We start from the raw sequence: 16,515 nt of genomic DNA, 5'->3' as shown, positions 1-16,515 counted from the left end.
GTTAACTCCCCCTCTCTTTTATTCGTCTTCAGCTATTGCATTTTGAACAATTGCAGCAAATGTACCACCTAAGACTGCTCCAACAGCAACCCACAATAAAGTTGGTAAAGCTCCACTAAGTGGTAAGCCACCAAATACTCCCTGCATTGTACCAGCAACAGCAATGGCTGTAGCCATATCAATTGCAACCGAACCTTCAGGATTATAAATAACTCCTACATAATGATTAACAGTCCAGATAAAACCAACTATTAAAAGTCCACCTAACCAGCCTCCAGCATCTCCAAGTGCTTGAGTACCAGCTAAAATACCCCAGATATTAAAAACAAAAACACCAGCTATTGCTCCACCTACCATTGTTCCTAATTGTCTTTTCATAAATTCTTTTCACCTCTCTCATTTTTTTGAGAATAAATATAATTAAAATCCCTTTTTGAAACTTAATATTTTTATCTACCCCCTTTTCTAAATTTTTAATACAATTAAAAAAAACCTTATTAATAATTTGATTTTTTGGACATAAAGATATCAAGGTATTATTAATAAGGTTTTCTCATTTTCTCCACCTAAAAAATATTTTATTTTCAATTTAAACAAATTATACCACCCAATATCGCAATTGTCAAATAATTTTTAATATAAAAAATAGTGAATTAATAGTTATTTAATTCACATTTAGTTAATAATAGCAAATAAAAGAAAATGACTTTTTAAATTTAATTATTCTGAATATTCAAGACATAAAAATGGCTCCCCGAGCAAGACTCGAACTTGCGACAAGATGATTAACAGTCATCTGCTCTACCAACTGAGCTATCGGGGAGTATAATATTATTTTTTACTATACTATAATGTATTATAGCACAAATAAAATGTTATTTCCAGTATTATTTATAATTTTTTGTTATTTTTAATTAAAAAAAGGACCGGCAGCGACCTACTCTCCCACATCGTTACCAATGCAGTACCATAGGCGCAGGAGGACTTAACTTTTGTGTTCGAGATGGGAACAAGTGTTGCCCCTCCGCTATTACCACCGGAAAGCTATAAAATTGTATTGTATATTAGACTATACAATCAAAAACACATATAGGAAATAATGATTAAGCCCTCGATCTATTAGTACCAGTTAGCTCAATGTATTACTACACTTACACATCTGGCCTATCTACCTTATCATCTTTAAGGGATCTTAACTTCTTAACGAAGTGAGATACCTAATCTTGAAGTCTGTTTCACGCTTAGATGCTTTCAGCGCTTATCTTTTCCACACTTAGCTACTCAGCTATGCTCCTGGTGGAACAACTGATTCACCATCGGTGTGTCCATCCCGGTCCTCTCGTACTGGGGACAGCTCTTCTCAAGTATCTTCCGCCTGCGACGGATAGGGACCGAACTGTCTCACGACGTTCTGAACCCAGCTCGCGTACCGCTTTAATTGGCGAACAGCCAAACCCTTGGAACCTGCTTCAGCTCCAGGATGCGATGAGCCGACATCGAGGTGCCAAACCTCCCCGTCGATGTGAACTCTTGGGGGAGATAAGCCTGTTATCCCCGGGGTAACTTTTATCCGTTGAGCGACGGCAATTCCACACTATACCGCCGGATCACTAAGTCCTACTTTCGTACCTGCTCGACTTGTCTGTCTTGCAGTTAAGCTCCCTTATGCCTTTACACTCTTCGTGCGATTTCCATCCGCACTGAGGGAACCTTTGAGCGCCTCCGTTACTGTTTGGGAGGCGACCGCCCCAGTCAAACTGCCCGCCTGACAATGTCCTGTGACCAGTTTTATGGCCTCCAGTTAGAATTCCGCTGTAGAAAGGGTGGTATCCCACCAGCGACTCCACTGACATTGGCATGCCAGTTTCAAAGTCTCCCACCTATCCTGTACATTCTACATCAAAACCCAATATCAGGCTGCAGTAAAGCTCCACGGGGTCTTTCCGTCCTGTCGCAGGTAGCCTGCATCTTCACAGGCAATTTAATTCACCGAGTCCCTTGTTGAGACAGCATCCAAGTCGTTACGCCATTCGTGCAGGTCGGAACTTACCCGACAAGGAATTTCGCTACCTTAGGACCGTTATAGTTACGGCCGCCGTTTACTGGGGCTTAGGTTCAGACCTTCGTGGCAAGCACTAAGCCTTCTCCTTGACCTTCCAGCACCGGGCAGGCGTCAGCCCCTATACTTCGTCTTACGACTTAGCAGAGACCTGTGTTTTTGATAAACAGTCGCTTGGATCTTTTCACTGCGACCCACTAGCTAATGCTAATGGGTACCCCTTCTCCCGAAGTTACGGGGTCATTTTGCCGAGTTCCTTAACAAGGGTTCTCTCGCGCGCCTTAGAATTCTCTTCCCGTCTACCTGTGTCGGTTTGCGGTACGGGCACTATAAATCTCATTAGTGGTTTTTCTTGGCGACTCATTAAGTGGCTTCACCTCTATTGGCTCCACATCACTAAAAGTCATTAGCGGGTAAAGGGATTTGCCTCCTTACCCTGACTCTATAGCTTATACGTGTTCTTCCAGTCACACGCTCCACTCTCTTTGCCGCGTCCCCACTTCACTCAAACAATTTATAGTGGTATCTGAATCTTTACAGATTTTCCATCACCTACGCCTTTCGGCCTCGGCTTAGGTCCCGACTAACCCTGGGAGGACGAGCCTTCCCCAGGAATCCTTAGACTTTTCGGCGAAGGAGATTCTCACTCCTTTTTTCGTTACTCATACCGGCATTCTCTCTTCTGTACAGTCCACTGCTCCTTACGGTACAGCTTCGTTCCGTACACAATGCTCCTCTACCACTTACAATTATATAAATATAACCATAAATCCACAGCTTCGGTGATATGCTTTAGCCCCGTTACATTTTCGGCGCAAAACCGCTTAACCAGTGAGCTATTACGCACTCTTTAAATGAGTGGCTGCTTCTAAGCCAACATCCTGGTTGTCTGTGCGATCTCACTTCCTTTTCCACTTAGCATATACTTTGGGACCTTATCTGGTGGTCTGGGCTGTTTCCCTTTTGACTATGAAGCTTATCCCACATAGTCTGACTCCCGATGAACATTAAACGGCATTCGGAGTTTGAATGGATTTGGTAACCTTGTTGGGCCCCTTGTCCAATCAGTGCTCTACAACCATTTAACTTTTACATCGAGGCTAGCCCTAAAGCTATTTCGAGGAGAACCAGCTATCTCCGAGTTCGATTGGCCTTTCACCCCTATCCACAACTCATCCCCTCATTTTTCAACATAAGTGGGTTCGGGCCTCCACAAGCTCTTACACTCGCTTCACCCTGGTCATGGATAGATCACTCGGTTTCGGGTCTACCAATCATAACTTCCGCCCTTATCAGACTCGCTTTCGCTCTGGCTTCATCTCTATGACTTAACCTTTCGCTACGATTGGTAACTCGCCGGTCCGTGATACAAAAAGTACGCAGTCAGGCTTTTAAATAGCCCTCCTACTTGTTGTAAGCTTATGGTTTCAGTTTCTATTTCACTCCCCTTCCGGGGTTCTTTTCACCTTTCCCTCACGGTACTTGTTCACTATCGGTCATTCAGGAGTATTTAGTCTTGGAAGGTGGTCCTCCCATATTCTCACAAGGTTTCTCGTGTCTCGTGATACTCTGGATAATTCTCTAACTTCTTTTACCTTACGTCTACAGGACTATTACCTTCTTTGGTTTAGCTTCCCAGCTTATTCGACTCGGTAAAAAATTTAAGTTAGCTAAAACTGTAGTTTTTAGACAGTCTATCCTACACCCACTTAAAGCAACGTCTACAGACTTACACTTTAGTGTTTGGACTCTTCCCCTTTCGCTCGCCGCTACTAAGGGAATCTCGTTTTGATTTCTTTTCCTCAGGGTACTAAGATGTTTCAGTTCTCCTGCTTGTTCTTATATAGCTACTTATTTCACTATATAATACCAGTGCTCCACACTGGTGGGTTTCCCCATTCGGATATCCGCGGATCTACGCTTATTTAGCAGCTCCCCACGGCTTTTCGCAGCCGGTCGCGTCCTTCATCAACTCTGAATGCCAAGGCATCCACCATAAGCTCTTTCTAGCTTAATCAATCTATTTCCTATATGCATTTTTCAATGTACAGTTTTTAACTAGCAACTAAACTTCAATTCAAGTTCAGTTTAACTAGATCTTACAAATCAGTAGTTAAGCTAATTAAAGTTTAACTTCTATTTTCTAAGATCTAATCTTATTAAATTAAACAGCAAAAAAGAATCTAATAAATGGTGGAGGTAAGCGGATTCGAACCGCTGACCTCCTGCTTGCAAGGCAGGCGCTCTCCCAGCTGAGCTATACCCCCATCTTTAGTCTTAATTAAAACTAAAAACAAAATTAAATGGTGGGCCTAAGTAGATTTGAACTACTGACCTCACGCTTATCAGGCGTGCGCTCTGACCAACTGAGCTATAGGCCCATTCTCTTTTTTAAATAAATATAATCCTCAATCTTTAAAGGATTTTATTTATTCTATTCAATATTTAGTTAAAATTAAGGTTGGATTTCAAACAATCTTTTAGTTAAAGAAAGTCTAATTAAACCTTCAAAATTAAACAGCAAGCTCACGTTCTCTCCTTAGAAAGGAGGTGATCCAGCCGCACCTTCCGGTACGGCTACCTTGTTACGACTTCACCCCTCTTGCCGGGCACACCTTTGGCATCCGCAGATGACTTCTGGTGCACCCAACTCGATTGGTGTGACGGGCGGTGTGTACAAGGCCCGGGAACGTATTCACCGCAGTATGCTGACCTGCGATTACTAGCGATTCCAACTTCATACAGGCGAGTTGCAGCCTGCAATCCGAACTGGGATTGATTTTCAAGGATTTGCTCCACTTCGCAGCTTAGCTCCCCTCTGTATCAACCATTGTAGCACGTGTGTAGCCCGAGATATAAAGGGCATGAGGACTTGACGTCATCCCCACCTTCCTCCGACTTTCACCGGCAGTCTTCTTAGAGTCCCCGACATTACTCGCTGGCAACTAAGAATAGGGGTTGCGCTCGTTGCGGGACTTAACCCAACATCTCACGACACGAGCTGACGACAGCCATGCACCACCTGTCTCCGTGTAGCACAAAGTGCTAAATTCTACTCTCATAGATGGTCACGGGATGTCAATTCTCGGTAAGGTTCTTCGCGTTGCTTCGAATTAAACCACATGCTCCACCGCTTGTGCGGGCCCCCGTCAATTCCTTTGAGTTTCAATCTTGCGATCGTAATCCCCAGGCGGGATACTTAATGCGTTAACTCCGGCACTGAAGGATTCGAACCTCCAACACCTAGTATCCATCGTTTACGGCTGGGACTACCGGGGTATCTAATCCCGTTCGCTCCCCCAGCTTTCGTACCTCAGCGTCAGTGTTAACCCAGAGAGTCGCCTTCGCCACTGGTGTTCTTCCTAATATCTACGTATTTCACCACTACACTAGGAATTCCACTCTCCTCTGTTACACTCAAGATAACCAGTTTCAAACGCAGTCTGTCGGTTAAGCCGACACCTTTCACGCTTGACTTGATTATCCGCCTGCGTACCCTTTACGCCCAATAATTCCGGACAACGCTTGCACTCTACGTATTACCGCGGCTGCTGGCACGTAGTTAGCCAGTGCTTCCTCCAAAGGTACCGTCAGGTGGGTAGCATTTACTATACCCACGGTTCTTCCCTAAGGACAGAACTTTACGACCCTAAGGCCTTCTTCATTCACGCGGCGTTGCTCCATCAGGCTTTCGCCCATTGTGGAAGATTCCCCACTGCTGCCTCCCGTAGGAGTCTGGACCGTGTCTCAGTTCCAGTGTGACTGATCGTCCTCTCAGACCAGCTATAGATTGTTGCCCTGGTGAGCCATTACCTCACCAGCTAGCTAATCTACCGCGAACTCCTCCTCAAACGATGGCAGAGCCACCTTTTCTGATTGTGTGATGCCACACTCTCAGCTTACCTCGGATTAGCCCGACTTTCGCCAGGTTATCCCAGACTTGAGGACAGATTATTCACGTGTTACTCACCCGTCCGCCACTATCTAGATCTCGTCTTCAACCCGAAGGTATCAGTCGAGGTAGACCGTTCGACTTGCATGTGTTAAGCACGCCGCCAGCGTTCGTCCTGAGCCAGGATCAAACTCTCCATAAAAAGAATTTGAATTTGGCTCATATTATTTAATATAAGCTTTAAACTATAATAATTACTTTTAAGTTTTAACACTCAAAGTATATTAACGTTGGCTTGCTGTTTAATTTTCAAGGTTCATATAAACTCTTTTATTAAAACAAATTTTAAATTTACACTTACTTATTAAAAGCAGTATGTAGAAGTAATTTGTTTTTATAATTTGCCGCGTTTTTTATCAGCGACAATTAATATCTTATCAACTCTCACTCACTTTGTCAAGAACTTTTTAGAAAAACTTTTGAAAAAGATTTTCTTTATTTTTTAAAACTTTTAACTTGCGTTATTTCCCTTATATATAAAGAAGAGAAATTTTTAAGCTTTAAAAAATGAAGTTCTTCAAATCTCTAAAACTAAACTTTAAAAACTAGAGATTATTTGTGCGACATCTATTATCATATCAAGTTCTTTTTAGTTTGTCAAGAACTTTTTAAGATAATTTGAAAAATATTCCTTTGCTGAAAATTATTATTTCTCAACAACAGATATTAGTATATCAGCTAACTATCTTTTTGTCAAGCAGAATTATAAAAAAAATCCTTTAAGCAACTTATCTATCTCAGATAAGCTACTATAAAGGATCTTTAAACTAAATTTATGGTTTTTTTCTAATTTTTTATAGTTATAATTTTATTAATTACTAAACTCTATATTTATTTTTTAGATTTAAACCTTTCCCAAAATCCAAAAGAATCTACTTTACTAAAATCATTAATGAACTTTTCAATGTTTCTTTTTCTCATAATAATCACCTCTTATAATTTTATTAAGTTCTAGCTCTTTATTACTTGTTAATTATATTATAACTGATAATAATTATTATTATGTTAACTATATTACAAAAAATTAAGTTCTTTTTTTAACTTAGTTTTTCAAATCAAAAAATCCCTGCTTTTAAACAGCTTTAACTCTTAACTGTTTAATTACAGGGATCTTAATGTGTTTTTATTTTTAAATTTTAATTTTTATCTATTTCAGAATTAAAATCTATTTTATTTTCTATTTGCTCACTTAATTCTTTTTCTCTATCTTCTTTATCTATTTTAGCAACAATTTTATTAAAACGAGCTTCTGCTTTAGCTTCTGGACTTAATTCTTCTTTTTCTTCTTTGTTATCTTCTTGATCTTCTAAAATATCATCATTAATTCTAGCTAAAGAAACTACCTGATCTTCTTCACCTACATTAATTATTTTCACTCCCATAGTATTTCTACCTGTAGTAGATATTTCTGAGGCAGCTACTCTAATAATAATCCCAGCTTGAGTAATCGCCATCATTTCAAGACTATCATCTACTATTCTGGCAGCAGCTAGTTGACCATTCTTTTCAGTTAGATTAGCAGTTAAGATTCCTTTACCACCTCTATTTTGAACTCTATATTCAGAAATAAGAGTTCTTTTACCATAACCATTTTCAGTGATTACTAATAGTTCATCACCAGCTGAATCAATTCCGAGATCAATTACTTCATCTTCTGTTTCTAAATTAATACCTTTTACTCCGTAAGAATTACGTCCTACAGAACGTACATCAGCTTCACTAAAGTGAATAGCCTTAGCATTACGAGTAACCAAAAAGATATTTTCTTTTGCTTCAATAACTCGAACTCCAATCAGTTCATCATTCTCTCTTAAATTAATAGCAATTAGGCCAGTATAATTAGTATTATACTCTTCTAAGGCAGTCTTTTTAATTAAACCATTCTTAGTTGCCATAATTAGATAAGCATCAGCAGGAAATTCCTTAATTGGAATTACAGCATTAATTTTCTCTCCCTCTTCTAACTCTAAGAGATTAATAATAGCTGTTCCTCTTGCCTGTCTACCAGTTTCTGGAATTTGATATCCTTTAAGACGATAAACTCTTCCCTGGTTAGTGAAGAATAAGAATTTATAATGGGTAGTAGTTGTGAAAATATTTTCCACAAAATCTTCTTCTTTTGTACTAATCCCAATTACACCCTTACCTCCACGGCGCTGACTCCGATATAAATCTAAAGGCATGCGCTTAATATAACCTTGATTAGTCATAGTAACTACAATCTGCTCTTCTTCTATTAAATCTTCTAACTCTAAATCGGTAGCTCTATTCATAATTGAAGTTCTACGCTCATCATTATATTTAGCTTTAATTGCTAAAATTTCTTCTTTAATAATTTCTAATAATTTTTCTTCACTGGCTAAAATAGATCTATAATATGTTATTTGCTCTTGTAGATCAGTATATTCAGATTCAATTTTATCTCTTTCTAAACCAGTTAAACTTTGTAAACGCATTCTTAAAATTGCATTTGCTTGAGTTTCTGATAGTTTATAATTCTCCATCAAATTAATTCTTGCTGTATCAACCTGATCAGCATTTTTAATCATCTCTACTATCTCATCAATATTTGCTAGAGCAATTTTATAACCCTCTAAAATATGGGCTCTATCTAAAGCTTTATCTAAATCATATTGGGTTCTACGTCTAACAACTTCCTTTTGGTGTTCTAAATAATGTTCCAAAATTTGCTTTAGAGATAAAACTTTAGGTTCTTTATCTACTAAAGCAATCATAATTACACTAAAAGTAACTTGTAAACGTGAATGTTTATATAACTGATTTAAAACAACTTTCGGAGTTGCTTCTCTTTTTAACTCAATTACTATTCTCATTCCATCTCTATCTGATTCATCTCTAATATCTGAAATAGCTTCTAATTTTTCGTTTTTAACTAAATCTGCTATTTTTTTAATTAAACGAGCTTTATTTACTTGATAAGGAAGCTCATCTACAATAATTTGTTTTCTACTTGTAGATAAATCTTCCACTCTAGTTTTAGCTCTAACAGTTAATTTACCTCTACCATTTTTATAAGCCTTATAAATACTACCTCGGCCCATAATCTGGCCACCAGTAGGAAAATCAGGACCTTTAATTGTGCCCATTAATTCTTTAGTATTAATCTCAGGCTTATTAATTAATTTAATAACTCCATCAATTACTTCTCCCAAATTATGGGGAGGAATACTAGTTGACATTCCAACTGCAATCCCCGAACTACCATTAACTAATAAATTAGGGAAGCGAGCAGGTAAGACTTCCGGTTCTTCTAAAGACTCATCAAAATTAGGTACAAAATCAACAGTCTCTTTTTTTATATCTGTCATCATTTCTGAGGCAATAGGTGACATTCTTGCTTCAGTATAACGCATAGCTGCTGCACTATCACCATCAATAGAACCAAAGTTTCCGTGGCCATCTACTAACATATAGCGATAAGAAAAATCCTGAGCCATTCTAACCATAGTATCATAAACTGCAGTATCTCCGTGTGGGTGATACTTACCTAATACTTCTCCAACTATTCTTGCAGATTTTTTATGCGGTTTTTTATGAGTCATTCCCAAATCATCTAAAGCATATAAAATTCTTCTATGAACAGGCTTTAGACCATCTCTAACATCAGGGAGAGCTCTACCTACAATTACACTCATTGAATAATCGAGATAAGATGTTCTCATTTCTTGATCTATATCAATTTTTTTAACTCTTGCTGCTTTTTGATCCAAAATATTTCACCAACCTTTAACTTTTAGTAAATTTATACATCCAGATTTTTTACTTCCCGAGCATGTTTTTGAATGAATTCGCGTCTAGGAGCAACCTTATCTCCCATTAAAATAGAAAATGTTTCATCTGCCCTAATAGCATCTTCAATATCTACTTGGAGTAAGATTCTATTTTCAGGATCCATAGTAGTATCCCAGAGTTGGCTTGGATTCATTTCTCCTAAACCTTTGTATCTCTGCATAGAAACTCGATCCTTACCTATTTCTTCAATTAACTCCTTTAGCGCCTTATCATTATAAACATATTCTTCTCTTCTACCCTTTTTGACCTTATATAAAGGTGGTTGTGCAATATAAATATTTCCATTTTCGAGTAATGGACGCATATATCGATAAAAGAAAGTTAAAAGTAAAGTTCTAATATGAGCACCATCGACATCAGCATCAGTCATAATTATAATGCGATCATAACGAATATTAGTTAAATCAAATTCTTCTCCTACTCCTGTTCCAATCGCAGTTATTAGAGCTCTAATCTCATCATTATTTAAAATTTTATTTAAGCGTGATTTCTCTACATTTAAAATTTTACCCTTAAGTGGCAAAATAGCCTGAAATTCTCTATTTCTTCCTTGTTTAGCTGAACCACCAGCAGAATCACCCTCAACAATATATACTTCTGTATCATCAGCTTTTCTTTTTGAACAATCTGCAAGTTTACCAGGTAAGGCAGTAGAAGTTAAAGCACTCTTTCTTCTAGTTAAATCTCTTGCTTTACGAGCTGCTTTCCGAGCATGAGCAGCACTAATAGCCTTCTCAATAATTGCTTTTCCTACTTTAGGATTTTCTTCTAAATATGTTTTTAAAAATGAAGAAACAGCAGAATCAACAAAACCGCGCATCTCACTATTACCAAGCTTAGTTTTAGTCTGACCTTCAAACTGAGGTTCAGATAACTTAACACTAATAATAGCAATCATACCTTCTCTAATATCCTGACCTTTTAGATTATCATCTCCATCTTTAAGTAAGTTTTTATTGCGAGCATAATCATTAAAAGTACGGGTAGTAGCAGATTTAAAACCACTTAAATGGGTTCCACCTTCTTTAGTATTAATATTATTAGCAAAAGTATAAAGTGAGGTATTATAACCCTGATGATACATAATAGCAACCTCAATCGAACCTTCTTCTGCTTCATCTTCAATATAAATTGGTTCAGAAAGTAAAGGTTTTTTACTTTGAGATAAATATTCAACAAAAGAAATTAAACCGCCATCAAAATGAAAATCTTCTTGCTGAACTTCTTCTTTTCTATTATCTACTATTTTTATATTTATACCTTTATTTAAAAAAGCTAATTCTTTTAAACGTTTAGCTAATAGTTTAAAATCAAAATCTATTTCCTCAAAAATTAGAGGATCAGGTTTAAATTCAATGGTAGTCCCTGTACAATTTCCATCACAATTACCTATTAATTGTAATTCATGCTGAGGAATTCCTCTTTCATATTTTTGCTTATATACTTTACCATCTTTCCAGGCAATTTCTACTTCCATCCACTCAGTTAAGGCATTTACTACAGAAATACCAACTCCATGTAAGCCACCTGAAACTTTATAGCCTTCACCACCAAATTTACCTCCAGCATGTAAAGTTGTCATTACAACTTCAACTGCAGGCTTATCTACTTTAGGGTGGATTTCAACTGGAATTCCTCTTCCATCATCCTGAACTTTAATTATATTACCAGGTTTTATTTCAACTATTACCTCAGAACAATAACCAGCCATTGCCTCATCAATACTATTATCAACTACCTCATAAACTAAATGATGTAGGCCTTCTAAACTTGTAGAACCAATGTACATTCCAGGTCTTTTTCGAACTGCTTCCAGACCTTCTAAAACCTGTATATGTTCTGCTTCATAATTACCTCTGTCCTTAATATCCATCAATATCCCCCATTTTCTTCTGTAAACTTATCAACTCTAGATCCAAGTGTCTTAGATGAGATCATTGAAAGATAAATCGTCTCTCCTGTTAACACAAAAGAACGGGGATTCCCCCCGGAATAATCAACAATAAATCCTTCTTCATCTGAAATCTCTAAAAATTCTTCGGTTATCTCAGATGAAGTAGTACTCTCTAAATCACCAATTAAGACTACTTCTTTTGATGGAATCATATAACCATCACCAAGATGTAAAAACATATGTCTAATTCACCCTCTTTTTTATTCTCCCTTTTTTAACTTGATAAACATTATAGGAGTTATTTTTAAGTCCGGATAAATTTTCTCCATCTGTTGCTGTAATTATAGTCTGAATTTTATCAGCTATAATATTAATTAATGCTTTTCTTCTTAAACCATCTAACTCAGAAAAAACATCATCTAAGAGCAAAACTGGATATTCTCCGGTCTCTGATTTCATAAACTCCAGCTCTGCTAATTTTAAAGCTAAAGCAGCAGTTCTCTGCTGTCCTTGTGAACCATATTTCCTTAAATTCATTTCATTGACCCTTAATATTATATCATCTCTATGAGGACCAATAACAGTATAACCACGCGAAATTTCCTGATCCCGTTTTGAAATCAGGCTATCTATAAAAAGATTCCTTAATTCTGCTTCTCCCATTTTAGGAGAAAAATGATTTAAAGAAGTATCATATTCAAGCTCCAAATTTTCTCTTCCCTCAGTTATTTTCCGTTGAGAAAGTCGGGCTAATATTTTCAATTTATTTATAACTTCTATTCTTTTTAGAATAATTTTTGTTCCAATAGTAGCAAGTTGTTCATCCCAAACAGGAAGCATTTCTCTATTTTTAGATTTTCCTTCTCTAATTGACTTTAAGAGCTTATTTCTTTGACTTAAAAGATGATCATATTTACTCAAAAGATGATTATAATAAGGACTAACCTGTGATATTTCGAGATCAATAAACTCTCTACGATGAGAAGGTCCTTCTTTAATCAATTTCAAATCCTCAGGAGAAAATAAAACTGCATTTAAATAACCAAACAGTTCTTTTACTTTATCCAAAGGATTATCGTTAATCTCAACTTGTTTATTATTTTTTTCTAAACGCATAGCTAACTTTATTTTACCTTCTCTGCGTCTTAAAAGCAACTGAACTAGAGATTTATTTTGCTGCCAGTTAATCATTTCCGAACTAATACTGCTGCGATGGGAGTTAGCAGTGGCCATTAAATAAATTGATTCTAAAAAATTAGTTTTACCCTGTCCATTTGCTCCCAAAAAAATATTTAAATTAGGATTTAAATCAAGCATTAACTCCTTAAAATTACGAAAATTACGGCAGAGAACTCTTTCTAAATACATTTATTATCCCTGACTTACTTTATATTTTTTAGCTACATCAGTTAGAGTAACAATATCTCCAACTTCTAACTTTCTTCCCCTCTTTAACTCTACTTCTCCATTAACCTTTACTTCTCCTGCCTGAATTAAATGTTTAGCTTCTCCACCACTCATTACAATATTACCCCATTTTAAAAATTGATCTAATTTAATTGTATTGCTCTTTATTTTTATTGATTCCATTTTTAGTTCCTCCTTGTAAATTATAAAAATTATTGTTAAAAGTTATTAACATTTATTGAAAACAGTACACTTTTTAGAATCAGAAAATACTGGTTAAGCTTGAGAACGTACTGGCATAATTAGATAAATAAATTTATCTCCTGCTTCAGATTGAGATTTGACTACTAAAGGATTTAAAGGTCCTATCATTTCTATATTAATTTCTTCAGCATCTAATACTTTTAAAACATCAATAAAATAACCAGCATCTATATTAATTTTTTGCTTTGGTCCCTCTATCTCAATTTTTAGTTCTTCATGAGCATAACCTGAACTACCTTCAGCAGAATTAATTTCCATTAAGCCATCTTCTGCTAAAAGAGTAATTATATTAGCATCAAGTTTAGCAATTAAAGAAGCTCTTTTTACAGCTCCATGTAATTGAGATAAATCTGCTGAAAATTTACTATTTGATTCATCAGGAATTACTAACTCATAATTAGGGAATTTACCTTCAATTAAACGAGAAATTACCTCTATCCCAGCAAAAGTAAAGCGAGCATAATTATTATCAACCTCAATTTCTACACTTTCATCTGCTTCTAAAAGATTATTTAATTCCTGTAAAGTACTACCTGGTAAAATTACAGCAATTTTTTCTGCTACAGAAGTTTTAAGTGGTGCTTCAATATAAGAAAGGCGATATGTATTAGTAGAAACCATTTTTACCTTTTCTGTTTCAACTTCAAAAAAAGCACCTGTTAAAGCTGGTTGAGTTTCATCTTTTGAAGTAGAAATTCTAACTTTTTTTATCATTTCCTTAAACTTCTTAGCTGGTAAACTAAAATTAGCACTATCTTCTACCTTTGGTAAATTAGGAAATTCATCTGGATCAAATCCATTAATTTTAAATAAAGAATTAAGACATTTAATTTCTAATTGCCATTTATCTTTATTTAGATCTATTTCTATTTTTTGATTTGGTAGTTCTCTAATAATATTTAAAAACTGAGTAGCAGGCAGTACAATTGAACCATTTACTTGACCTTCTACTTTTAGATCATATTTAATGCCTAATTCTAAATCAGTTGATTTTAAAGTTAGAATATTATTATCTAAACTTAAAAATATACCAGTTAAAATAGGTAAAGTCTGATTTTTAGCTACAGCTCTCCGCACAATATTTAAAGCTTTGTATAATTCTTTTTGATTAATTGAAAATTTCAAAGTGTATCCCTCCAAATTAAAAGTTATTAACAATTTTGCTTCAAGTTAATTATGGTTAATATATTAATAAAACTAGTAGTAGTAGTAGTAGGGGCTGTGAATATGTGGAAAAGTCCTTTAAGAGTAGTGAGAGCCTAAATTAGCCTGTAGATAAGTTGTTAATGGATAGGCTAAGAGTTATCCACATATTAACAATAAAAATCTATTAACATTTTATTAACAGTGACCTGCATAAGTTTCCACAAAAATTGTTGATTAATTAAATACTTAAAAAAAATTTAAATTAGTTGAGTTAACCATGTTTTATTTGATCAGTTAAACGCTCAATTTTGTTACTAAAATCAGCTTCATTTTCTATTTTTTCCTTAATTTTATTATGAGCGTGAATTACAGTTGTATGATCTCTTCCTCCAAATTCATTTCCAATATGAGGTAGAGAAAAGTCAGTTAGTTCTCTGCTTAAATACATAGCAATTTGACGTGGAAAAGCTATATTTTGAGTTCTTTTTTTAGAATGCATATCTTCCATTCTTAAATTATAGTCAGCAGTTATGATTTTTTTAATTCTTTCAATATCTACTTCTATATTTGCTTCTTTTTTATTATTAACTAGATCTTTGAGAGCTTCTCTGGCCAAATCAACATCGATTTCACGGTCAACTAAAGAAGAATAGGCAATAACTTTAACTAAAGCTCCTTCTAATTCTCTAATATTAGATTGAATTTTATTAGCAATATAAATAACTACTTCATTTGGAATAGTTAAATTTTCGATATCTGCTTTTTTTCTTAAAATAGCAATTCTTGTTTCTAAATCAGGCTTTTGAATATCAGTAATTAAACCCCATTCAAAGCGTGAACGGAGTCTTTCTTCTAAAGTAGGAATTTCTTTAGGAGGTCGATCACTTGAGATAATAAGTTGCCTATTTGACTCATGTAAGGTATTAAAAGTATGGAAAAATTCTTCTTGAGTCCTTTCTTTACCAGCTAAAAATTGAATATCATCAACTAAGAGAATATCAATATTACGATATTTATCTCTAAAGTCAACAGTAGAGTCATCTTTAATTGAATTAATTAATTCATTAGTAAAAGTTTCAGAAGAAACATAAACAACTTTATAGTCAGGATTGTTTTTTAATATAAAATGTGCAATAGCCTGCATTAAGTGTGTTTTACCAAGACCCACATCACCATAAATAAAGAGAGGATTATATGCCTTTGCTGGAGCTTCGGCAACAGCAAGTGAGGCTGCATGAGCAAAACGATTGCTATTACCGACAACAAAAGTATCAAAAGTATATTTTGGATTAAATCCATTTTGTTTTAATTCTGATTCAGTATCCCTTTTTTCTTTTTTATCTTCTTTAATATCTTTTTTTGTTTTTGGATTTTGTTTATTTTTCTTATTTGCCTTAAAATCTTTAACCTCGGCAGGGGTTAATAAAATCAAAGACCACTGATTGCCAGTTAAATCAGTCAGTATTTCTTCAATTAAATCTGTGTACTGACTTTCTATCCATTCTTGAATAAAATTATTTGGGACCTGTAAGACAAGTTGATTTTCTGCAGTAGTCATAACTGCTTTTGTTTCAGAAAACCAGGTATTAAAACTGGGATTTGTAATTTTTTCTTTAATATTTTCTAAAGTTTTCTTCCAAATGTGATCTAATTCTTTTTGTGAGAAAGACATAAAATACCTCCTGTAATTCTAAAAAAATTGTGCTTAAGTTAGAGTTATCCCCAAAAAATGGGGATAACTAAGGTTTTATCCACAAGATTGTGAATAAATCAAAGACTTATCCACAGCAAATTAAAAATTAAAAACGCAGTTCTGATAGTAAAAACTCTTTTTTTAAAGCAAAACAGTTAAAAAAATTGTTAATAAAAAAAGAAAAGTTATCCCCAAACAAGACAAGTTACTAACAGTTTGTGGATAAGTTGCTGAGAAATTGTGGATAACTAGAGTCAAAATCGAGTATTTGGCTTAATTGTTGATTA

The 16,515-nt window shown here is 35.3% G+C and carries 8 protein-coding genes, 3 tRNA genes and 3 rRNA genes; all 14 read right to left on the bottom strand.

Going from position 1 to position 16,515, the window contains the following annotated elements:
* Nucleotides 1-18: 18 nt before the first annotated feature.
* Entirely contained in the window at nt 19-378 is a 360-nt protein-coding gene (locus tag HPRAE_RS00070; protein ID WP_014552204.1) for a Lin0368 family putative glycerol transporter subunit, read from the bottom strand.
* 369 nt (nt 379-747) lie between these two features.
* Nucleotides 748-823, bottom strand: a tRNA-Asn gene (locus HPRAE_RS00065).
* Between the two features lie 101 nt (nt 824-924).
* Nucleotides 925-1,041: ribosomal RNA gene (gene rrf / locus HPRAE_RS00060) — 5S ribosomal RNA — on the bottom strand.
* A 58-nt stretch (nt 1,042-1,099) separates the two neighbouring features.
* Nucleotides 1,100-4,076, bottom strand: a 23S ribosomal RNA gene (locus HPRAE_RS00055).
* Nucleotides 4,077-4,250: 174 nt separating this feature from the next.
* Nucleotides 4,251-4,326: transfer RNA gene (locus tag HPRAE_RS00050), tRNA-Ala, on the bottom strand.
* A gap of 37 nt (nt 4,327-4,363) precedes the next feature.
* Nucleotides 4,364-4,440 (bottom strand) — tRNA-Ile (locus HPRAE_RS00045).
* Between the two features lie 162 nt (nt 4,441-4,602).
* Nucleotides 4,603-6,153, bottom strand: a 16S ribosomal RNA gene (locus HPRAE_RS00040).
* Together the 16S, 23S and 5S rRNA genes with 3 tRNA genes alongside form the textbook arrangement of a ribosomal RNA operon.
* A 994-nt stretch (nt 6,154-7,147) precedes the next feature.
* The gene (gene gyrA, locus HPRAE_RS00035; RefSeq protein WP_014552203.1) at nt 7,148-9,742 is read right to left on the bottom strand and encodes a DNA gyrase subunit A; all 2,595 of its coding nucleotides are present in this window, start codon (nt 9,740-9,742) and stop codon (nt 7,148-7,150) included.
* Nucleotides 9,743-9,774: 32 nt separating this feature from the next.
* A complete protein-coding gene (gyrB, locus tag HPRAE_RS00030; RefSeq protein ID WP_014552202.1) occupies nt 9,775-11,697 on the bottom strand; it encodes a DNA topoisomerase (ATP-hydrolyzing) subunit B in 1,923 nt (640 codons plus the stop codon).
* Nucleotides 11,697-11,957: an extracellular matrix regulator RemB gene (remB, locus tag HPRAE_RS00025; protein ID WP_014552201.1), complete on the bottom strand. Its 261-nt coding sequence runs from the start codon at nt 11,955-11,957 to the stop codon at nt 11,697-11,699. The genes gyrB and remB overlap by 1 nt, the downstream gene beginning before the upstream one ends.
* Before the next feature lie 4 nt (nt 11,958-11,961).
* Entirely contained in the window at nt 11,962-13,086 is a 1,125-nt protein-coding gene (gene recF / locus HPRAE_RS00020; RefSeq protein WP_014552200.1) for a DNA replication/repair protein RecF, read from the bottom strand.
* Between the two features lie 3 nt (nt 13,087-13,089).
* The gene (locus HPRAE_RS00015; RefSeq protein ID WP_014552199.1) at nt 13,090-13,308 is read right to left on the bottom strand and encodes an RNA-binding S4 domain-containing protein; all 219 of its coding nucleotides are present in this window, start codon (nt 13,306-13,308) and stop codon (nt 13,090-13,092) included.
* Nucleotides 13,309-13,401: 93 nt separating this feature from the next.
* Nucleotides 13,402-14,514 carry a DNA polymerase III subunit beta gene (gene dnaN, locus HPRAE_RS00010; protein ID WP_014552198.1) on the bottom strand — a complete coding sequence of 371 codons (1,113 nt, stop codon included), beginning with the start codon at nt 14,512-14,514 and terminating at the stop codon, nt 13,402-13,404.
* Between the two features lie 292 nt (nt 14,515-14,806).
* Nucleotides 14,807-16,207 (bottom strand): chromosomal replication initiator protein DnaA, encoded by a 1,401-nt coding sequence (gene dnaA, locus HPRAE_RS00005; protein WP_014552197.1) that lies wholly within the window; start codon nt 16,205-16,207, stop codon nt 14,807-14,809.
* Nucleotides 16,208-16,515: the final 308 nt, after the last annotated feature.

The sequence above is a fragment of the Halanaerobium praevalens DSM 2228 genome (assembly GCF_000165465.1).
Taxonomy (GTDB): Bacteria; Bacillota; Halanaerobiia; order Halanaerobiales; family Halanaerobiaceae; genus Halanaerobium; species Halanaerobium praevalens.
Note: the sequence above shows the minus strand (reverse complement) of the source record. Positions and strands in the feature narration are given on the sequence as shown.